The following is an 18,925-nucleotide window of genomic DNA, read 5'->3' on the forward strand; positions in this document are numbered from 1 at the left end:
AGCGAGGGGATATTTATCCATGCGATACCGCCTGCTGATCCTCATCATCCTGCTGTGCGCCGTCATGCTGCCCGTTTCCGCCGAAACGAACATCGGCCATCTCCATGTGCCGATCACTTCTGTCCAAAACGCCAAAGAGCTTGTCCAGCAAAGCGACTACATCGTCATCGGCTGGATGGACAGCGCGCATAAATCATACCCGACGGGGCGCAGCATCCCCCAGGGCAAAATCGTCAATTACACCCAAACCTTGCACGTCAAAAAAGTGTTCAAGGGCGCATCGCCCCGCTTGCTGACCGTGCTCAGCATAGGCGTCGAGCCGCTCCCCGACACTTCCAGCTCGCTGAACCTCACGTACACGGGCCCGCTTGGCGAAGGAAACTACCTCGTGTTTTTGCGCAAGGTGAAAGGTTCGTCGCTGCACAGCCTCACCGGACTATGGCAAGGCGTGTACCCGCTGTACCAAGGCAAAACCATCGCCTTGCAAGGTGTCGGCTTTGCCGACTTCAATCAACTGTCGTTGGAAGAGATCGAGCAAAAGCTGAAAAGCCTGCAGCCGTAAGCAAAGTCGCCAAAAAACCGCTCCCGTCCGGCGAGCGGTTTTTTGGCGTGCACCTCAAGTCAGCTTCTCATGACGTAAATGAAAATCACCATAGAGACGGCACAAGCCAGCACACAGCCGACAAAGCCCAGGATGACCCATTTGTTGTTCGTTTTTTGATCGTGTTTGTCGCTCATGAAAACTTCCCCTCGTACAAGCATTCCTCTCTATTATAGGGGGGTTTTGCCTGAAAAGAAAACCGTAATTCCGTTCACAGCAAATTCACACATATAAGCTATGGATTATATGATGATTTGTTGGTAAAATAAGACTGTAGCAAAAGCTTTCTGTCATGGAAAAACACTTACAGGAGAGTTCACTATGACACGAATTGCCCTTTTTTTATGTTTGCTCACCCTCTTCACCTTCAGTTATGTTCTGACCGACGATTCTTCTCCCACTGCGCTTGAGGCGATCGAAAGCATGCGAGAAGAAATCGGCACCGTTTTTCATGAAGCAAGTACAGATAAAGGCACATTGTTCTTCCTCGTTCGCGAGGATAGCCAGATAATTGACGCCGAATTTGCCAAGAAAACGATCCTTGGCTGGAAATGGGGAAATGGCGGCAGTCACACCATCCCCGCTGTTTCCGAAGTTCCGCTGCCTGATTCTGCCTTTTCCACGCAATACATTGCCAATGGAAAAGAAAACCCGTTCGACTCCCCGTTCCCGATGCTGTTTGGCGTCATTCTCGACCCGGAAGTTGACAGCCTGATGGTCGTAAGCGAAAAGACCGGAAAGGCGCTCCAGGCGGAAATTATCGACAACGAGCTGTTCCCCTTCCGTCTGTGGTACGCCCAGCTCCCGGTCAAACAGGGCGAGATGTTTTCCATCACGGCTTTCGGCAAGGACGGCGAAACTGTCGTCTCGGAAAAACAGATTTCGTAACCGCTCTCGCAGTGAAAGCACCAGCTCGCATCACCGTTGCATCGTCCCCTTTCTTCCCGTTTCCCACATGACAGGAAGCGAAGCGCTGATGAAATGGAACGTAGCAAATACGTTCAGGAAGCAAAAGAAAACGCCGCTCGTAACAGGCTCCCCTCCAAGCAGACATGGATCTGCCAGCCACGCCACCGTGGCTGGCCGCCTCTGCCCGGAGGGGGGTTCTTTTCGTTACGCCGGTTGTTCCTCGATCAAGACGTTTTCAGCGACGATTTTCATTTCTGAAAAAGGGCATACCAATCTTTTGTGAAATATTTCAAAGCTGTACTCCCCTTTGTCTTCACACAAGCAGTTTTTTGACACCGCAGCCACACACTGAAGCTGCGTTTAATCTATAAAAACACTCGCTTTTTTTCTGTGCGCGACAACAGAATCCCCCTCTCCAGAATAGAAAAGGGGGATTACGGGCGTCCAGCATGTGACGATGCTGCCTTTTCCATACGTCATGTAATTCCCCGGGAGGTGGGCGCAAGCGAACGCGATGGCGGCGACAGCGATGCCGAGCCAGTAGGCGCTGCTTGCAAGCCCGAGCTTCTGGGCGAAAAACACGACAACGGTCATCACCCCGAGCCGCATGAGCACTTCCTCGCAAACCCCACCGTAAAAAGACGAGAGCAAACCGAGGAATCGTGATGAGATCGCTGCTTGTCCCCTTTTCGCGGTCATGTGCGGCTGAAACCAGCAGCGGTCCACGAAGTTGACCACGATCCCTGCCACAAACCCCGAGACGACGGAGACAACCCAAAAAGCCTGGAGCGAAAAAGGTAGCGCCACTCCTTGCGACGAGTGCTCTACCACCCACAGCCGCAGTCCGGTTGCAGGCAAAAGCCACAAACCTGCCGCAGTCGCCAGAGCGAGCAATACAGAGGTCTGAAGCATCATCACCGCAACCAGGACTGGGACTGGCGGGACTCTGCCAGTGGGATGGACTTCTGCTTGTAGCTGCACTTGCCTGCGAATCGTCCTGGACTGCACCGGGATGATGCAGAAAGCGCACAGCACGCTGACCGTCCAGATTAGCCAAAAGTGTTCCACAGCGACGCCCCCTGCCTAGATTTCAGATCGCTCCAGGAAGTACCAGCCCATGAAGAAAAACACGATGTTGAGCGCAAAGACGCCCGCCAGCCCCGGCAACCCGGTGATCGCCGCTTCAGCCAGCGTCGAATTTTCCTGAATCATCATCATCGCGGCATTGGTCAATCCCCCCGGGGAGACCATGTCCAAAAATTTGCCGAGAAATTGCGGGACGGTGAAGACCACGATATTGAAGACCAGCGACGCTCCCCCCGCCCCGACGGCGTTGTTAAAAAAGCTGGAGGCGCAAAGGGTCGTGGTGACGACAAGCAACAGATTCGGTATGTACATGAACGTCCCGAGCCACACGTGCGCCCAATCGAGTTTGCCGAAAAGCAGCTCCGTGTAGTAAGCGGTTATCCCCATCCCGATCAGCATGCTTCCGATTGTCAACGTGTAATAGGTAATGGCTTTGGCGAGATAGTACTTGGCCCGGCTGACCGGCTTGACGAATACCATGGAGGCAACCCCTGACGCTTTTTCCCCGGCAATCGTGCCCATGACGACGAGAATCAGCACAAAAGTGCCGAGCGAGCTGAACTTGCTGATCGCCGTCGACAGCACTTCCGGAGCAGACGGGGTGGGAATATTGATGACCGTTCCCTTCGGCAGTCCGGTGGAATTGGCCAAAATATCCGGCAGCATCTTCATCGTAATCGGCTGTGTAATCATCAAGGCGATAAACACAATCGGAACGATGAGAATTTTGTACGTTTTCATCAGTTCCTGAAATTCTTTTCGAATCATTGGGTAGGAAGTCATCCATTCACAACCTTTAGGAAAATATCCTGAAGTGTCAATGCTGACAGACGGTAGTACGCAAGCGTTCCGCCCGACTCCAGAAGAATGTGCGGCAAGCTTTCCTTGGCTTTTTCCATGTCACTGGCCATCACCTTGTACGTGCCCCCATCCTGGCTCCACTCCCTGACCCACGCAAGCCCGTCCAACACATCGGTCAAATCAAGGTCCTCCTGAGCGAGCTTGAACTCGATTACCGGCTCCACGTGGCTGGCTCGCAACTCTTCCAGGCTGGACGACAACAGCACGGTGCCGTCCTTGATGATGATGATGTGGTCGGCGATTCTCTCGATGTCATCGAGAATGTGGGTCGACATGAAGACGGTCATGTGCCGCTTCAGCTTTTCGATCAACAGCAAAACGTCGTGTCTGCCCATCGGGTCGAGGGCGGAGACTGGCTCGTCCAAAACGAGCAGCTTCGGGTTGTGGATGAGCGCCTGGGCAATTCCCAGACGCTGTTTCATCCCTCCGCTGTAGCCGCTGATCGGGCGGTTCCGCGCCTCGCTGATTCCGCACAGCTCCAACAGTTCAGTGGTTCGCTCTTCCACCGTGCGCTTGTCCAGCCCGTACAGTTTGCCTACCCAGTGCATCCACTCTGTCGCTGTCATGTAGTTGTAAAAGGCGGGAATTTGCGGGCAATAGCCGACTTCGCTGGTGACCTTGTTGCGCTCGGTTACGACATCGTAGCCGACCTTTCACCTTGCCCGCTGTCGGGGCAGCCAAGCCTGTGAGGATGCGGATCGTCGTCGGTTTTCCCGGCACCGTTTCCGCCGAGAAAACCGACGCAGCCGATGCTGTCGATGGTAAAAGATACATCCTTCAGCGCTTTATGGTCTTTGTATTCCTTTGTGAGACTTTCGCATTCGATTACGCGCAAACCATGTCAACCCTTTCTTCGTGTCTTGGGCTAGTCTTTTCTGCCTACGAAGAAATAACGATGGGACCCAGGGTGTTAATAAAGACGATACCGAGCGCCCACGGCCATTTTTTCCCGCCTGCGACTCTAGCTGGGTCGCGGCGAACGAGGTCGATCAAGGCGATAATCATCAGAAGCAATTGAATGGCAATAAGCGGGGCGAGAAGCTGCATATCCGGCATCGAGCGATACTTCCAATTTTTTCTAATTTTTTTAAAGTTTAGCTCACCACAACCTTGTAAGTTTACGGGAGACATTCCGTTATTTCCCAGTAAGTTGCAAAAACAAACCTGCTTCCCTTAGCTCAAAAAGCCGTGAAGCAGGATATCGCCGATCGCGTGGGCAATCATCGCGTACTCCAGCCCGCGCTTCCAGTAGAGGTAGCCAAACAAAATGCCTGCCACCCCGTTCAAGGCGATGGTCCGGACAAACAAGAGCGGAGTAATCTCTCCAAAATAGACGGACGCTGCCGGAAGATGGCCGAGCCCGAACAAAAAGGCTGCGCCGAAAATTCCGATCCAGTACATCCACGGCTTTGGAGAGGACTGACGCCCGAACAGCTTGCTCAAAATCCAGACCACGAGTGTCATCATGAACAGCCGTACCATGACTTCCTCGTACACTCCGCCCTGAATGGCGGTCAGGACGCCTGCCCAGACCGGCGCATTCAACTCTTGCGCCTTTTCCGCGAGTATCGGCATGAGCGGTTGAAAAATCAGCCGTTCCAGCAAATAGATCATCAGCGTTCCGAGCAGCCCGAAGATGACCGCCTGCACGATTCCTTGTCGGTTAAACGATGCACCGCCCGTTTTATACAACCATTTCCGCAAGATCGGAGCATCCAGCCCGACCTTGCCCGCCAAAGTCAAGCCCGCCCACGAAAGCAGAAACGCCGTGATGCTGCCCTGCAAGACGAACAAGGCGATCACAGCAGGCAACGGAAGCGGCACCATAGCTACCGCATCCCCTATCATGGTTAGCAAGTAAGGCGTGGCCGCGACAAACCCGATCGCACTCAGCCCCGACAAAAATAACGCTATTTTCAAGTTCTTCATTTTATTCCCTCCTTTTGGCATAGTAGTAACTGCTCCCCATCGTGACAAGAATCGTTGCCACGATCAGAAACAACAGCACGATAAAGTGAAGCGGTGCTGGCAAAAATGAGGTGAGGACGATGAGCAGCCCGCCGATAAAAAATACACGGGACCCCAGTTGGTGGGTCTTTTTCCAGACCTCTTCGCTAGCCAGCGTCCACGGCGTGCGAATCCCGATCATATAGTTATGGCGAAAACGCGGCATAAAATTGCCCATCGTGATGAACAAAACCCCGAGAATGAGCGTCGCTGCGGTCGCCATGTTCACCATATATCCGTAACCATATCCGATGATAAGGCCGTGGATGACGAGGAGCGCAACCATCAGCGTATGCATGATCGCGTCCTTACTGCTCGCAAACTTTTGGTAGCTCTGCTCGCGATAGCGGGAAGCCAGAAATAGTACCACCATCATGATCGGAACAAAAGCTACGCCCACGAGCTTGGGCGCAAAACCGTCCGGCTCGCCGTTTATTCCCCAGTGAACGGCCATGGTGTCAGGCATGGAGGGATAACAAATCACCGCCATCACGACGCTGGCAAGGAAACACAAAATAGTCAAGCGGGATATTTTCATTTCATGACTCCTCTTTCGAATGGAATTGAATAAACCATTTCAACAGGTCCTGAAAAACGGTCGTATTTAACGAGTAGTAAATGTTTTGCCCTTTTCGCTCGTCAAAAACCATTTCCGCCTGCTTCAACAGGTTAAGGTGATGCGAGATGCTCGGTTTTGTCATTTGAAAATGCTCGGCAATTTCCCCGGCCGTCCTGTCTTTTTCCCGCAGCAGATCAAGAATTTTTCGCCTTGTGGGATCAGACAGCGCCTTAAAGGCATGATTCATGGACATAGTGATCGATCCTACTTTCAGAATATCTTTATTAGATATTTAGAAATTTATCAAAATAACTAACTCAAAGATACCATGTAAAAACCTTCCAGTCAACTCACCTATTGCCCTTATGCAAAACCCCCCGACAGCCTCGCCCTGCGGAAACGAGAAATCGTTCCGGGCTGTTTGGCTAACGGGGGGTTGCTATTTGCTTCTGCGCTTGTGCTTATTTCACCAGATCGCGCATGATGTCTTCCACTTTCACATCGGTCGTAATCAGCTTCTCTTGTTTCATCCAGTCGATCAACGTTTGCCACGACTCGGCTGTCATGGAGCCAAACGGCTTGTCGCCCGCATCCATCAACGGAATCAGGATGTCCAGACTTTTTGTTTCGATGTCTTTTTCCAGCGGGAACTCAGCGGCTTGCTTGGCGAGCAGCAAGTCGAGCGCCTTTTCCTTGTTGTTTTTCACGTAGTCTTGGCCTTTGGCAATCGCGCGCAGGAAGCCTTCGACCGCCTGATGCTTTTTGCCAAGCGTCTCGTCGCTGGTCGCGAGCACAAGCTCGTAGTAATCCGGCACGCCAAAATCAGACGGCTTGATGACGTGAACCGGGATGCCGTTTTTCTCCAGAATGAGCTGTTCGTGGTTGATATAGCCGCCTACTACCGCGTCTACTTTTTTCGCAGTCAAGGCCGGAACGATGTCAAAGCCGATGTCGGTAAAGGACAGGCCGGAGTCGTCTGCGCCCGCATGCTTCACCACCTGGCGAACGATCGATTCGTCGAGCGGAATGGACGGGTAGCCGATATTTTTGCCTGCCAGCTTTTGCGGGCTGTCGATGTCGCCGTCTTTGCGCGTCATGATGACGTTGAGCGGATGGCGCACGAGTGCCGCGACAGCCACGACCGGAATCCCTTCGGCGCGCGCCTGGACGAGCTGCGGCTGGTAGCTGATAGCCAGGTCGACTTTGCCTGCCGCCGCCATTTTCAGCGGATCGTTGCTGTCCGATGGCATTTGCAGGTTGACCTTGAGGTTTTCTTCCTTGAAAAAGCCTTGCTCCTCTGCGGCGTACAGGAAAGAGTGCACCGCATTCGGATACCAGTCGAGCGCGATCGTCAGCTCGGCAGGCTCCGCCGCTTTTTCAGCCGGAGCTGGTGTCTGCGGCGCGGTCGTGCCAGCGCCAGACTGATTGCCGCACGCAGCAAGTCCGGTAGCCAGCGTCAGGGCCAGGATGGCTTTTGTCCATTTATTACTCATCGGTTTCATAGTTTGATCTCCCTACTTTTCTTACTTGGATGTTGGGTGTTTCGCTTTTGTGTGCGGGGACAGATGGCGCTCGATCCGCCCGACGAGCCAGAAAAGCAGCATGCCGAGGACGGAGAGCAGCAGGACCGAGGCAAACAGCGCAGGCGCCTGAAAATTGCCCGATGCCCGTCTGCCGAAGTAGCCAAGTCCCTCGCTCGCGCCGAGCCATTCCCCGATCGTTGCACCCGCGACACTGTATGTCGCAGCCACCTTCAAGCCGCTGAAAAAATGCGGCAAGCTCGACGGCAGTTGCAGCTTCGCGAACATTTGCCAGCGGGTAGCGCCCATCGTTTTCAATAGCTGCAGCATTTCTTTGTCGGTAGAGCGCAGTCCGTCATACGTATTGACGACAATCGGGAAAAAGGTAAACAGGATCGTCACCGCGATTTTTCCGGACAAATCGTATCCGAACCACAAAATAAAAACAGGGGATAATGCTATAATTGGAATCGTTTGGGATATGACGATATACGGATAGACCAGTCGCTCGACGACTCGGCTCATATTCATCGCAAAAGCGAGCAAAACGCCAAACACGATCGAGACAGACAGGCCGAGCAGCACTTCCTTCAAGGTCGCCCACAAATGCAGCCCGAGAAGCGAGCCGCGCAGCTCCCACAGCGCCAGCACGACTGCGCTCGGCGGCGGCAAGATGAACGGCGGCACGGCCAGCAGGCGGCAAACAGCCTCCCAGGCGACGAAAAACAGCGCGATGGAAATGCCGAACCAGATCCCTCTGCCCATCACGCTTCCCTCCCCAGCGATTGCAACCTGGACTGCTCTGTGCGCAGCAAGGCCCAGATTTGTTCGCGCAAGGCCAGAAAGCCGGGCTGATTCCGGCTGTCCACCGCTCGCGGCCGCGGAATCGACACGTGCAGCTCCACAGGCTGGCGAATCGGCTTGCCCAACAGGACGATCACGCGGTCCGCAAGCAAGATCGCCTCGTCGATGTCGTGCGTAATCATCAGCATCGTACTGCCGGTCTCCTGCCATTTTTCCATCAGCCATTCCTGCATGTCGAGCCGCGTAATGCCATCGAGCGCGCTGAACGGCTCGTCGAGCAGCATCAGGTCTGTCCCGGACAAGAGCGCCCGCAAAAAAGAGACGCGCTGACGCATGCCGCCGGAAAGCTGGGCAGGATAGGCGTCTGCCCACTCGTGCAGTCCGTACCGGGGCAGCTCTTGCCGGACGCGCACATGCGCTTCCTTTTTCGGCACGCCTTTGATCTCCAGCGGCAAGGCGGCATTTTCCACAATCGTGCGCCACGGCATGAGCAGATCGCGCTGGGGCATGTAGCCTACCTGCCCCAGCCGCTGTTCCATCCGTTCCTCGCCCAGCCGGATTTCTCCCTGTTCGGGCTGCAAAAGTCCCGCGATAAGCTGAAACAACGTGCTTTTTCCGATCCCGCTTGGCCCGATCATGCTGACGAACTCGCCTTTTTTCACTCGCAGATCAAAGTCTTCGAGAATCGGCGTGCCTGTGTAGGAAAAGCGGACGTTGGAGAAAGCTAGTTGATCGCGCACGGCCACATTTCCTCTCTATAGGCCATATCCCAGAACATGTACTCCATTTTGGAGGTGTTGACGAAATACTCTTCCAGTCTCGCCAGCTCCTGCTCGTTTTTCCCGTCTGCCAGCTCGTTCATGATGTCGATCAGCCAGATCGCAAGCTGTCCGAACTCGTCCGAGCTGTACATCCGCACCCACTCGCCGTACAGCTCGTGGTCCAGCGCCCCTTCTACCTGCGCCAGCCGCTTGCCGATCTCCCAGTAGCTCCACGTGCACGGTAAAAGCGCGCTGACCAGCTCTGCCAGCGAGCCTTGGTGCGCGACTCGCAGCATGTAGCTGGTGTAGCCCAGCATGACAAAGGACGGCTCGGTCGCTTCCAGCTCCTCGCGGGAAATGCCGAAGCGCGCCGCATACTGGCGGTGCAGCTCCATCTCCATGTTGAGCGTCGATTCCTGCAGGGCGGCGAACCGGGCGCTCGTCTCCAGATCGTAGGCCTTCACGCTGGCGAGCGCGAACATTTTGGCGTAATCGATCAGGTAGATGTAGTCTTGCTTCATGTAAAATTTGAACGACTCTACAGGCAACGTGCCGTCACCAAGGCCGGTTACAAATGGATGCTGGTGAACGCGCTCCCAGATCGGGGCGACGCTGCGTAACAAACGGTCTGTAAAGGTTGCCATGCTTTTTTTCACTCCTTCGCTTCCTTTGGCGTGTTGCACCAGTTCGCGATAAAACGGGCCATAATCTGGGCAAACCGGACAAGCTGGTCAGGATCAATCGACTCATCGACGGCATGGGCGTGCTTCAGCTCGCCCGGGCCGAACAGTACGGCGGGAATGCCTGCGTGCGCGAACCAGCCCGCATCTGTGACGGTAGGAGACATGTTCACCACAGGGGCCTCGCCCAGCTCGCTCTCATAGGCGGCTTGCAACTGCGCCAAAGCCGGATGCTCCGTGTCCAGCTCCAGGGACGGGAAAATTTCTCCGCGCTCCTCAATCATGGAGCGACCGCCCCAGCGAAACACAGGGGGATGGTCGCGCAGCCACAAATCGGCCGCCGCTGCGCGTCCGACATGGTCCTCGATCTCGCGAATGATCTGTTCGTATGATTCGTTCGGATAAAAGTGAACCGTAATCCAGAGCGCGCAGCGATCCGCAATAAACGCAGCATGGCGTCCTCCCTCGATCACGGCAGGGTTGATCGTATTGCTGCCAGCCGCAAAGCCGGGGTACGCCTTCATCACAGCCCAGTCGCGTTCCAGCTCCTGCAGCGCCGTAATGATTTTCGCCATTTTTTCAATCGCAGACGCGCCGCGCACGCCGCCTCCGGCATGGATCGTTCTCGCCCGCATCCCGTCGTGCAAGGTCGTCGGACTCTCAATCGTGATCCAGCCGGTAATCACGCCGCCCTGCCCTTGCATGTGCAGGTTGCTCGTGTCGACGACGACGGCGTAGTCCGCCTGGTAGCCGCGTTCGAGCGCCACCAGCGTCCCGGCTTCGCCCGCTTCCTCGCCGATTACCGATTGGAACAGCAAATCGCCTGCCAGCTCGACGCCGTGCTCGCGCAGCATCTGGATGGCGAACAGGCTCGCAGCCAGTCCACCTTTCATGTCTGCTACACCGCGTCCGTACAGCCGTCCGTCTGTGCCGCGCGTCAAGGAAAACGGCGGATACGTCCAACTCGCATCGTCGCCGACTTCCGCGACGTCGATGTGCCCGTTGATAATCAGGCTGTTCGCCTGGGCGGAAGCGCTGCCCGGCAGTCGGCCGACGACGTTGTCATCGCCGGGGTAGACAGTCCAGCGGTCGACCTCAAAGCCGATGGCCGCGAGCCGATGGGCGAGTACCGTTTGCGCCGCGTCGCTGTTTCGCGCTGGCGGACTTACAGTCGGATGGGAAACGAGCTCTGCCAGGAGGGCAAACAACTCTTCTTTGCGCCTGGAAATCGATTCTACCGCTTCTGTCAGTCGGTCCACGCTACTCAATCATCCCTTCTGTCGGGCTGCTCGCCGACGCGTAGCGCTTTTTCGCGATCCGTCCTGCGAGGAAGCCTTTGCGCCCCGCTTCCACGCCGAGCTTCATCGCTTCGGCCATCAGCACCGGATTGTCCGCGAGCGCGACTGCCGTATTCAGCAGCACGCCGTCAGCGCCCAGCTCCATCGCTTTCGCGCAATCGGCTGGCGAACCGATGCCTGCATCCACAATAATCGGTACTTTCGCGTCCTCGATGATGAAGCGGAGGTTGTTTTCGTTCACGATGCCTTGTCCGGAGCCAATCGGGGACGCGCCCGGCATGACGGCATGCACGCCCACTTCCTGCAAACGCTTGGCGAGAATCGGATCGTCGTTGGTGTAGGTCAGCACGATGAAGCCTTCTTCGACCAGTATTTTCGACGCTTCCAGCGTGCCGATCGGGTCAGGCAGCAGCGTTTTCGGGTCGCCGATGACCTCCACCTTAATCATATCGCACAAGCCGGATGCTTTCGCCAGACGGGCGATACGCACCGCTTCCTCTGCCGTATAGGCTCCCGCTGTGTTCGGCAGCAGGGTGAATTTTTTCAGGTCGAGCTGTTCCAAAAAGTTCGGCTCTTGCGGATTTTCCAAATTGAGCCGGCGAATCGCAAACGTCAAAATTTCTGCTTCCGACACCTCGACTGCTTTTCCTTGCGTTTCCAAATCTGCGAATTTTCCGGTCCCGAGCAAGAGGCGGGAGCGAAACTCGTAAGGGCCAATTTTCCATGTATCCATGCTGGTCATCCTCCTCCGACAAAATGAACGATTTCGATGCGGTCTCCGTCTGCAATCGGCGTTTGTTCATACTGGGAGCGGTCGATGATCTTTCCGTTGCGCTCCACGACGACAATCTTCTCTTGCAGGGAATACGAAGCGAGCAAGGCGCGGACTGTGTTGATCTCAGCCGACAGCTCTGCTGTTTTTCCGTTCAGCACAACAACCATTGTATTCCTCCTTCTTGATGGCACCTGTCGAGGGACGAAAAAACGGCCTCCCTCGCTTGCCGGAAGTCACCCCAGTCAAACGGTGGAAGCCGTATATGTATCCCATCGGACAGATGGAAGAAAAAAACCATCCGCCGTAGGATGGTTGAGTTGATCTCATCATCTGGTAGCAGCATTCCGGCAAATACGCCGCAACTGCCGCACCGTGAAATCGATTCATATACCTCTTCCTCCGCTGGCATGACCCAGGTCAGGTTCAACGGTCAGTAACACGCTCGTTACAATCTCAGCCGACGATGCTCGGCCCCCGTTTGGTAGTAAACCTATGAAATTGTCGTACGTTCGAGTATTACAGTACCATTCTATTTCGTGTTTGTAAAGGTTTCCTTGTACATCGCTTCCAGTTCAACCAGGCAGCGCTCGGACCAGGCCGCCATTTTTTTCAGCTTCTCCATTTCCCGCTCCATCGCTTTGCGCACGGACTCCTTGTAGTCCGGCACTTCGCCGTTGTAGCGGATGACGGATGCGGCCGGGGTCATGAATTTTTCCTGGTAGGAGAGCGCTGGGCGCTGGTGGAACAGCGGCACATCCACCTCGTAGGACGTATGCAGGTCGCCCTGCTGCGGGTATTTCGTCACCGCCAGCACCTTGACCAACAGCTTCGTATCGTGAATTTCCAGCACTTCCGCGATATATTCTCCTGTCCGCTGCGTCACGCGAACTTTATCGCCGGGGTTCCAAAACATCGTCGTTTCCTCCTCGCATCATCCATCATGGTAGGGGCCAGGCGTGAACGGCCTTGCCCACAGCTAGTCCGTCAGGCCAGCGACTGGGCAAGCAGCTTGCGGGCGTGCGCCAACACTTCGTCCGCAGCAGGCGCTGGTTGACCGCCGCCCTGCGCCATCGCCGGATTGCCGCCGCCTTTTCCGGCAATCAACGGCAGCGTCTCCTTGATAAGCTGGTTGACGGCGACGTTCACGTCCTGCCCCCGCGCAAACACAAGCTGGGTCTTCTCGTCAGTCGCTGCGGCCAGCAAGCATACGACGTCCGGCGCCTCCGCGACTGCGAGCTGGGCGAACTGCTGCAGTTGCTGGATCGTTTTGTCCGGGAAAACTTGCGCGATGACACGCACAGTTCCCACTTGCTCTGCCACGCCAAGCTGCTTTCGGACTTCGCCTTCCAGCAGTTGCTTTTCGGCGTCGGCGAGCCTTGCTTTCAAGCTGTCCCGTTCGGCCAGCACGCGCTCTGCCTGCGCGATCAGCTCCGCCTCGCTGGTCGCAAACCGCTTCGCCAGCTCGCGCACAGCCGCCTGCTTGCGCGTGTAATCCCGCAAAGCCCGCAAGCCGCAGATGAACTCCAGCCGGATGTTTCCGCGATGGCGCTCCCAGCCGAGAATTTTAATCATGCCCACTTCGCCCGTGCGCGCAGGATGTGTGCCGCCGCACGGATTGTAGTCGTACTCGGGGATGATGACGACGCGGACATTTTCCGTGACCGTCGGCTGTTTTTTCAGCGGCAACGTAGCCAGCTCCTCGTCGTCGACAAACCGGGCGATGATCGGATGGTTTTCCAGCACGACCTGGTTGGCCCGCTGCTCGACTGCTTCCCACAAATCCGCTGTCAGCTCATCCAGGCGCACGTCGATCGTCACGCGTTCTTTTCCCAAATGAAACGCGACCGTCTCCGCCCGCGCGACTTCCAGAAACGCGGCGGACAAAATGTGCTGTCCGGCATGCTGCTGCATGTGATCGAAGCGGCGGTCCCAATCGATCTGCCCGACCACTTCCGCGCAGTCCTCCGGCAGCGGAGCTTCCAGCCGATGACGCACCTCGCCCGCTACTTCTTCCACGTCGATGACCCGACATTCTCTGAGCGTGCCCACATCCCCGGGCTGTCCGCCTCCCGTCGGGTAAAACGCCGTCTGGCTCAGCACAGCGTACGGCGTTCCATCCTCTTCCGTACCCTGCCGCAGTACGCGCGCCGAAAACGTTGTCGCATACGCATCTTGATAATAGATTCTGTCTTCCATCTTTGCTCCTTGCCGCCGGAGCGGAAAGCCATTTGCGCTTTTTCCATTCCGGCCATTTTCTCCCGCCAAGGGTGATATTATACTAATAGAATAGAGATCGTGGAGGGATGATCCGTGAACAAAAAAATCTTTACGCTTCAGGAAGCGAACGACTTGTTGCCCTATGTACGTGAAGAACTCTCGTTTTTGCAAAAATCGAAGCGCTCTTTCTACGAAATGTATCAAAAGCGCGAGCAAATCAAAAAGCAGCAGCCCGTTGACGAAGAGGCGCTCTTTTCGGTGGAATGCCAGCTTGAGTTTCTCGAACTGGAAGCGAAGATGCACGTCACCCAACTGATCGGCAAAGGCATCCAGGTGAAGGACATCGACATCGGCCTGTTCGACTTTCCCGCGATCATCGACGGCGAAGAAGTGCTCCTGTGCTGGCGCGAGGGCGAGGAATCCATCACCCACTACCACGGGTTGCGCGAGGGCTTCATGGGCCGCAAGCCGATCCGGTGACGGCTTTTTTAGCCAAACAGCCGATCCATCTGCTGTTCGCGCACGAGGCGCTCTTCCGGGCTTGCCAGATCGTATTTTTTCAACAGGTGAAACAGCTCGTTCAAACGCTCCTGGCTAAGCTCTCCTTCCAGCATGCGCTGGAACTGCCCTACCCGCTCTTCGGACAAAAACGGCGCTTGCTCGGCCAACTTCTTTTGCACATCCTCTTTGCTGTGATCCAGCTTGCATTCTCCCATACTTTCTCTCCTTTTCTACGTATTCTTTTTCCATCATACCACGATTGCTGCCAATCGAAAACGTGACCGGGCCAACACTTGCAGCGGCCCGGCGTTGCTGAAAAAGCACGCGCGAAACAGCGAGGGGCTCGTTTTGTCGGACAGCCTGGCTGTTTTGTACCCGCCTCTGGCGACGAACCGCTATCTGTTCTGCAACGAGTCGTCGTCCATTGCCGGGAACTGCGCCAGCCAGCAGACAAAAGGAGCGTGCGCCCTCCTGACTGGCTGACAGGCACACGGCGAAAAAAGTACCAGCCGGAAAACGAAAAAGGCGTACAAGCCGAAAGTGGATTGCACGCCTTCTCGCTACGCCCGTTTGCGGACGCGGAAGTTGCTTTCGATCAACAGCCAGTTTTGCGGAAACGGCAAACCGAGCTTCCAGTAGCTGACTCCGCGTATGCCCAGTTGCTTCACCAGATCGAACTTGGCTTGAATCGACCGGGCGTCCTCAAACCATACTTCATGCCGCCTGCCGTCGTCTGCCGTATAGTGGAAAAACGGCGCCTGCGCCCGGTAATCGTAGCGAATCACGGCGTTTTCCCGCGCCGCCAAGGCAATCGCCGCTTGCGGACTCAACGCTCTCGCCGTCGTCCCCTGCTCATAAGGCAGCGTCCAGTCGTAGCCGTACAAGTTTTGGCCCATCAAAATTTTTTCGGCCGGCATTTCGGTCAGCGCGTATTGGAGGACGCGACGCACAGGCCCGATCGGTGACACGGCCATCGGCGGCCCCCCGCTGTAGCCCCACTCATACGTCATGATGACGACAAAGTCGGCAATTTCGCCAATCGCCCGGTAATCGTGGGCGCTGTACCATCTGCCTTGCTGCTCGGCGCTCGTCTTCGGTGCCAAAGCGACGGAAATCATCATCCCCTGAGCGTGCGCCCGGTCGCGAGCCCTGCGCAAAAAGCGGATGTACGCCTCGCGATCCGCAGCCGGGAGCGCCTCCATATCGAAATGGATGTCCCCCATCCCAAGCTCTCTCGCCGTTTGAAAAATGTTGTCGAGCACCTTGTTTTGCAGCTCCTGGTCGTTCAGGATAAGCCCGCCCAGCTCGGTGCTGAACTGGTCGCTTTCCAGGTTGGTGACGACGAGCATCAGCACGACCTGGTTTTCTTTTGCAATGGCAGGAAAATCGTTCAATGGCGGCCGGGCCAGCGTCCCGTCCCGCCTGATCCGAAAGCTGAACGGCGCCAGGTACGTCAAATGCGGTGCCGCCGTGCGCACGTCCGCTTCCAGTGCTGCCGACACCGTCCTGCGCGGCTCCGCATACGCGTTGAAATCCGCCGCCCGACGTGGACGGGGCGGGATGTACAAGCGTTGCCCGATTTGCAACGGGCGGTACTGCGATATGTTATTGACGCGGGCCAGCTCGGCTGCGCTGATCTGGTAGCGCTGCCCGATCGTGTACAAGGTGTCTCCCTGCCTGACCCAGTAGTAGCTCCCGACAATCGGAATCACCATCGCCTGTCCCGCGACGAGCCTGCCCGGATCGGGTAGCTCGTTTGCCTCCGCGATCTCCTCAGCCGTCGTCCCATACGCTGCTGCTATTCCGGACAGCGTCTGTCCTTCTTCCACGACATGGATTTGCATGCGCCTCCCCCTTCGCAATATGTCTCTCTTTCTTTTATTCAGGACGAAGGAGATAGGTGTTTGTCTAGACGAGTGTTTTCAGCACGTCGTACAAATAACCGACGGAGCGCAGCGCATAATGCCTGCCTGTGACCTGTTCCCCGCGAAACAGGAACAGGGCCGGGACGCTCGTGATTTGCAGCCGCCCTGCGAGGGCTGCGGCCGTGTTGATGTTGAGCTGGTACAACGGAAGCGGCCCCGGGAGCGCTTCCCTGGTGACGTGCAGCATCCGCTCCGCCAGCTTGCAGGTGCCGCACATGGGAGTGTAGATGAACAAGGCGAAGGGCTTGTTTTGTTGGCAAAGGCGGTTGAGCGTGGTGGTGTCGATTTCTTGCATCTGGCGCCTTCCCTTCCTTTTTCTTGATTCTTTATGCTAGGCATGTCGGGAATGCCTTGTCAATGGGCGGAGGGAAAAGGAAAAGAACGGAAATGAACGCACAGCCAACTATCTCAATTGATACGTTTCCCGTTACCTGCAAAGGCTTCATCACCGTGTGTTTGATATTCATACTCCCATCGGCTACGCGTCGTAGGAGGAAGGCCTGAAGCTTTCGCAACAGGGGAGACTTTCATTCCTTCATGCATGATTTGCAACACGGCAGTTATCTTTAAGGCGTTGTCATACTTTTACGCATAGAAAAATAACCTCTTTACACAAAGTTATCCTTCGTCTTAACTCCGTGTAAAGAGGATTGATGAAAGTCCAATATTGGTCTTACCTTCGTGTCAAGTAAATTTGGGAAAGTCGATACATCACATGCTTCTCCACTCATTAATCGGGTATCTCTCCAAACCAATACGAACATAAACTCTGATTCACTTACGTAATTCTCTCGGTTTAGTGTATTTAATCTATTGACAGAGGTCCATTTATCATTCCTCATAAATATTCATAACTTCACCCTCTCCCCACATTCTGACATATACAGTATACTTTTTTTGTTCTTGTTTATCATTGATACCTGTAACATACAATCGCTGTCCATATCTATAAGAAGGTATATCTGCTCCAAGTTGTTCGATAGGAACATTGTATTTCTTGCTTATGTACTCAATAGCATGTTTGTTTGCTGCTATTCTACCATTGATCGTTCCGAAGAATTCAGAGCATCCACTAACAAGAACTGCTAGGATCAAAAGAACCCCAACGATTTTTATAATTCGTTTCAGCATATTCTATATCTCCTTACGTCTAGAGTAAGTCTCTTACTTACCCTAGACGTACTATTAACTAATTAATATCTATTGATACCATAGTAACAATATCCTCATGAGTTACATAATCGATATAAGCAACACCGCCTACACTATCATGGATATACATTATTTCATCGCCATCACCTTCAATATATCCTACTCCTGTTGTCCAATGGTAATCATAAACATATTCATCCCCCCAACTATCGTCAAACACAAACCAATCATCGAATTTAATTGCTAGAGGTCTATCTGCTCTAATTTCCGATTTATAGGTAGTGAAATTATTGAAACTATTTGTTTTAACAGAAAACTTACCTCCATGTTCATTAGTGTGAATTTTTATAGCATCTCTTAGTTTACCAGTAGTCATCCCTAAAACTCTCCCTCCATGTGTATCCCACATGTGGTTAATCATATCCGCTTCCGAGTAATAATCAAGTCCGCGTATTTTACTTTTGCTTTCTTCAGATCTCCAGTATTCAGCTATTGTTGCGAGGGTAGTCGGCCCACAAGAACTAGCTGGATAGTCCACACCGCTCCCCCATTGATTCATTATTTCAACACCTTTGATATAATCCTCTTTTACTGCTGCGGTTGAAACAGCTGATGTATCTTTACGAGATGTGGTTTTACTATCAGAGATAAACAACTCCCATTTATCTATTGATTTTGAGTTTTTCTTAATGCGCAATTCTCTTTTATCTAACTGATTACTTTTGCTTACGCTTTTCTGCATCAAAGAGCTTTTATTCAATGCATCATTAATTCTATCTACAACATTTGTATCACTTTCAGCTTTATAGAGAGTCACATTACCAGCGTAATAATATTTACCATCATCGTCTATGATCTTAATATCAGGTTCGCCACTTCCGGCTGAGAAAAGCGGTGAGTAGTCAGTATTGGATGATAGTAACATAAAGAAGCTCTCTTCCCCATTCTCAAACTGATAATAGTAACCTAACTCGTTATCATCAAGGTCATAAAATGGAATCACATTGGTTTTGTCTTCAAACTCTACAGTAGTCTTCAATCTCTTCAAATATTCTTTTGCTACTTGATCTACAACTTCTTCTGTCACTTCGTTGCTCTTTGCTTGTGCGACAAATGTTGCTTGTACTAAGATGAGCGATAATGCAAAAAAATAATGAGATTAGTTTCTTAAACACCAAATTACCTCCTTATGGATTCATCACCATAACCCGTGCTAGACATTGAAAAAACGTAGATGTTCCTCTATCGTGAAAGTTGTCCTGACCATCA

General features: G+C 54.0%; 26 protein-coding genes, 1 pseudogene and 1 riboswitch. Of the genes and pseudogenes, 4 read left to right on the forward strand and 23 right to left on the reverse strand.

The annotated features are described in order from the left end of the window. Nucleotides 1–19: 19 nt before the first annotated feature. Together AC3WQH_RS18780 and AC3WQH_RS18785 are read left to right on the forward strand one after the other, a co-directional pair. The gene (locus AC3WQH_RS18780) at nt 20–562 is read left to right on the forward strand and encodes a hypothetical protein (protein WP_005828725.1); all 543 of its coding nucleotides are present in this window, start codon (nt 20–22) and stop codon (nt 560–562) included. A gap of 360 nt (nt 563–922) precedes the next feature. After that, nucleotides 923–1,489 carry a hypothetical protein gene (locus tag AC3WQH_RS18785; RefSeq protein WP_005828728.1) on the forward strand — a complete coding sequence of 189 codons (567 nt, stop codon included), beginning with the start codon at nt 923–925 and terminating at the stop codon, nt 1,487–1,489. Nucleotides 1,490–1,870: 381 nt separating this feature from the next. Here the strand turns inward: AC3WQH_RS18785 and AC3WQH_RS18790 are convergent, their stop codons facing one another. The 17 genes from AC3WQH_RS18790 to AC3WQH_RS18870 all read right to left on the reverse strand — a co-directional run bounded on the left by AC3WQH_RS18790 (nt 1,871) and on the right by AC3WQH_RS18870 (nt 14,057). Beyond that, a complete protein-coding gene (locus AC3WQH_RS18790) occupies nt 1,871–2,578 on the reverse strand; it encodes a CPBP family glutamic-type intramembrane protease (RefSeq protein WP_429788007.1) in 708 nt (235 codons plus the stop codon). 15 nt (nt 2,579–2,593) lie between these two features. Continuing rightward, nucleotides 2,594–3,379: an ABC transporter permease gene (locus AC3WQH_RS18795; protein WP_007782064.1), complete on the reverse strand. Its 786-nt coding sequence runs from the start codon at nt 3,377–3,379 to the stop codon at nt 2,594–2,596. Next, a complete protein-coding gene (locus AC3WQH_RS18800) occupies nt 3,376–4,044 on the reverse strand; it encodes an ABC transporter ATP-binding protein (RefSeq protein ID WP_237716625.1) in 669 nt (222 codons plus the stop codon). The genes AC3WQH_RS18795 and AC3WQH_RS18800 overlap by 4 nt, the downstream gene beginning before the upstream one ends. A gap of 44 nt (nt 4,045–4,088) precedes the next feature. Beyond that, nucleotides 4,089–4,292 carry a P-loop NTPase family protein gene (locus tag AC3WQH_RS18805; RefSeq protein ID WP_237716623.1) on the reverse strand — a complete coding sequence of 68 codons (204 nt, stop codon included), beginning with the start codon at nt 4,290–4,292 and terminating at the stop codon, nt 4,089–4,091. Between the two features lie 44 nt (nt 4,293–4,336). Next, nucleotides 4,337–4,513, reverse strand: a complete 177-nt coding sequence (locus AC3WQH_RS18810; RefSeq protein ID WP_005828734.1) for a PLDc N-terminal domain-containing protein — start codon at nt 4,511–4,513, stop codon at nt 4,337–4,339. Between the two features lie 117 nt (nt 4,514–4,630). After that, nucleotides 4,631–5,386, reverse strand: a complete 756-nt coding sequence (locus AC3WQH_RS18815) for a CPBP family intramembrane glutamic endopeptidase (RefSeq protein ID WP_005828736.1) — start codon at nt 5,384–5,386, stop codon at nt 4,631–4,633. Between the two features lies 1 nt (nt 5,387). Continuing rightward, on the reverse strand, nt 5,388–6,002 hold the full coding sequence (locus AC3WQH_RS18820; RefSeq protein ID WP_005828738.1) for an SdpI family protein: 615 nt from the start codon (nt 6,000–6,002) through the stop codon (nt 5,388–5,390). A 1-nt stretch (nt 6,003) separates the two neighbouring features. Beyond that, on the reverse strand, nt 6,004–6,276 hold the full coding sequence (locus AC3WQH_RS18825) for an autorepressor SdpR family transcription factor (protein ID WP_007782051.1): 273 nt from the start codon (nt 6,274–6,276) through the stop codon (nt 6,004–6,006). A 208-nt stretch (nt 6,277–6,484) separates the two neighbouring features. Continuing rightward, entirely contained in the window at nt 6,485–7,525 is a 1,041-nt protein-coding gene (locus tag AC3WQH_RS18830) for an ABC transporter substrate-binding protein (protein WP_327990909.1), read from the reverse strand. Between the two features lie 21 nt (nt 7,526–7,546). Further along, nucleotides 7,547–8,308: an ABC transporter permease gene (locus AC3WQH_RS18835; protein WP_005828744.1), complete on the reverse strand. Its 762-nt coding sequence runs from the start codon at nt 8,306–8,308 to the stop codon at nt 7,547–7,549. Beyond that, nucleotides 8,308–9,087, reverse strand: a complete 780-nt coding sequence (locus AC3WQH_RS18840; RefSeq protein ID WP_310670400.1) for an ABC transporter ATP-binding protein — start codon at nt 9,085–9,087, stop codon at nt 8,308–8,310. Before AC3WQH_RS18840 ends, AC3WQH_RS18835 begins: the two co-directional genes overlap by 1 nt. Beyond that, nucleotides 9,072–9,752 carry a thiaminase II gene (gene tenA / locus AC3WQH_RS18845; protein ID WP_007782039.1) on the reverse strand — a complete coding sequence of 227 codons (681 nt, stop codon included), beginning with the start codon at nt 9,750–9,752 and terminating at the stop codon, nt 9,072–9,074. The genes AC3WQH_RS18840 and tenA overlap by 16 nt, the downstream gene beginning before the upstream one ends. An 8-nt stretch (nt 9,753–9,760) precedes the next feature. Further along, nucleotides 9,761–11,056, reverse strand: a complete 1,296-nt coding sequence (locus AC3WQH_RS18850) for an acetylornithine deacetylase (RefSeq protein ID WP_492332201.1) — start codon at nt 11,054–11,056, stop codon at nt 9,761–9,763. After that, nucleotides 11,049–11,819, reverse strand: coding sequence for a thiazole synthase (locus AC3WQH_RS18855; protein ID WP_005828751.1), 771 nt, complete (start codon nt 11,817–11,819; stop codon nt 11,049–11,051). Before AC3WQH_RS18855 ends, AC3WQH_RS18850 begins: the two co-directional genes overlap by 8 nt. A 5-nt stretch (nt 11,820–11,824) precedes the next feature. Then, the gene (thiS, locus tag AC3WQH_RS18860) at nt 11,825–12,028 is read right to left on the reverse strand and encodes a sulfur carrier protein ThiS (protein WP_025847789.1); all 204 of its coding nucleotides are present in this window, start codon (nt 12,026–12,028) and stop codon (nt 11,825–11,827) included. Between the two features lie 210 nt (nt 12,029–12,238). Next, nucleotides 12,239–12,349: riboswitch (TPP riboswitch) on the reverse strand. A 41-nt stretch (nt 12,350–12,390) separates the two neighbouring features. Then, nucleotides 12,391–12,774, reverse strand: coding sequence for a kinase-associated lipoprotein KapB (gene kapB, locus AC3WQH_RS18865; protein ID WP_005828754.1), 384 nt, complete (start codon nt 12,772–12,774; stop codon nt 12,391–12,393). A gap of 71 nt (nt 12,775–12,845) precedes the next feature. Next, nucleotides 12,846–14,057, reverse strand: coding sequence for a serine-tRNA(Ala) deacylase AlaX (locus AC3WQH_RS18870; RefSeq protein ID WP_025847784.1), 1,212 nt, complete (start codon nt 14,055–14,057; stop codon nt 12,846–12,848). A 114-nt stretch (nt 14,058–14,171) separates the two neighbouring features. Here AC3WQH_RS18870 and AC3WQH_RS18875 point away from each other — a divergent pair, with 114 nt between their 5' ends. Then, nucleotides 14,172–14,558: a DUF2203 domain-containing protein gene (locus AC3WQH_RS18875; protein ID WP_005828758.1), complete on the forward strand. Its 387-nt coding sequence runs from the start codon at nt 14,172–14,174 to the stop codon at nt 14,556–14,558. An 8-nt stretch (nt 14,559–14,566) separates the two neighbouring features. Here the strand turns inward: AC3WQH_RS18875 and AC3WQH_RS18880 are convergent, their stop codons facing one another. Continuing rightward, nucleotides 14,567–14,794 carry a hypothetical protein gene (locus AC3WQH_RS18880; RefSeq protein ID WP_007782024.1) on the reverse strand — a complete coding sequence of 76 codons (228 nt, stop codon included), beginning with the start codon at nt 14,792–14,794 and terminating at the stop codon, nt 14,567–14,569. Between the two features lie 94 nt (nt 14,795–14,888). Here AC3WQH_RS18880 and AC3WQH_RS18885 point away from each other — a divergent pair, with 94 nt between their 5' ends. Continuing rightward, nucleotides 14,889–15,062, forward strand: a complete 174-nt coding sequence (locus tag AC3WQH_RS18885) for a hypothetical protein (protein WP_157179521.1) — start codon at nt 14,889–14,891, stop codon at nt 15,060–15,062. Nucleotides 15,063–15,139: 77 nt separating this feature from the next. Here AC3WQH_RS18885 and AC3WQH_RS18890 read toward each other — a convergent pair whose 3' ends face one another. From AC3WQH_RS18890 to AC3WQH_RS18910, 5 genes and pseudogenes are all read right to left on the reverse strand, one after another. Then, the gene (locus AC3WQH_RS18890) at nt 15,140–16,423 is read right to left on the reverse strand and encodes a glycoside hydrolase family 18 protein (protein ID WP_005828761.1); all 1,284 of its coding nucleotides are present in this window, start codon (nt 16,421–16,423) and stop codon (nt 15,140–15,142) included. 64 nt (nt 16,424–16,487) lie between these two features. Next, nucleotides 16,488–16,799 (reverse strand): thioredoxin family protein, encoded by a 312-nt coding sequence (locus AC3WQH_RS18895; RefSeq protein ID WP_005828763.1) that lies wholly within the window; start codon nt 16,797–16,799, stop codon nt 16,488–16,490. A 113-nt stretch (nt 16,800–16,912) separates the two neighbouring features. Continuing rightward, nucleotides 16,913–17,077 (reverse strand): annotated as a pseudogene (locus tag AC3WQH_RS18900) (transposase); the annotation flags it as partial. A 258-nt stretch (nt 17,078–17,335) separates the two neighbouring features. Next, nucleotides 17,336–17,635 (reverse strand): hypothetical protein, encoded by a 300-nt coding sequence (locus AC3WQH_RS18905; RefSeq protein ID WP_005828764.1) that lies wholly within the window; start codon nt 17,633–17,635, stop codon nt 17,336–17,338. 58 nt (nt 17,636–17,693) lie between these two features. Further along, nucleotides 17,694–18,743 carry a C39 family peptidase gene (locus tag AC3WQH_RS18910; protein ID WP_492332202.1) on the reverse strand — a complete coding sequence of 350 codons (1,050 nt, stop codon included), beginning with the start codon at nt 18,741–18,743 and terminating at the stop codon, nt 17,694–17,696. Between the last annotated feature and the right edge of the window lie 182 nt (nt 18,744–18,925).

This window comes from Brevibacillus sp. FW301-21C12A, assembly GCF_058788915.1.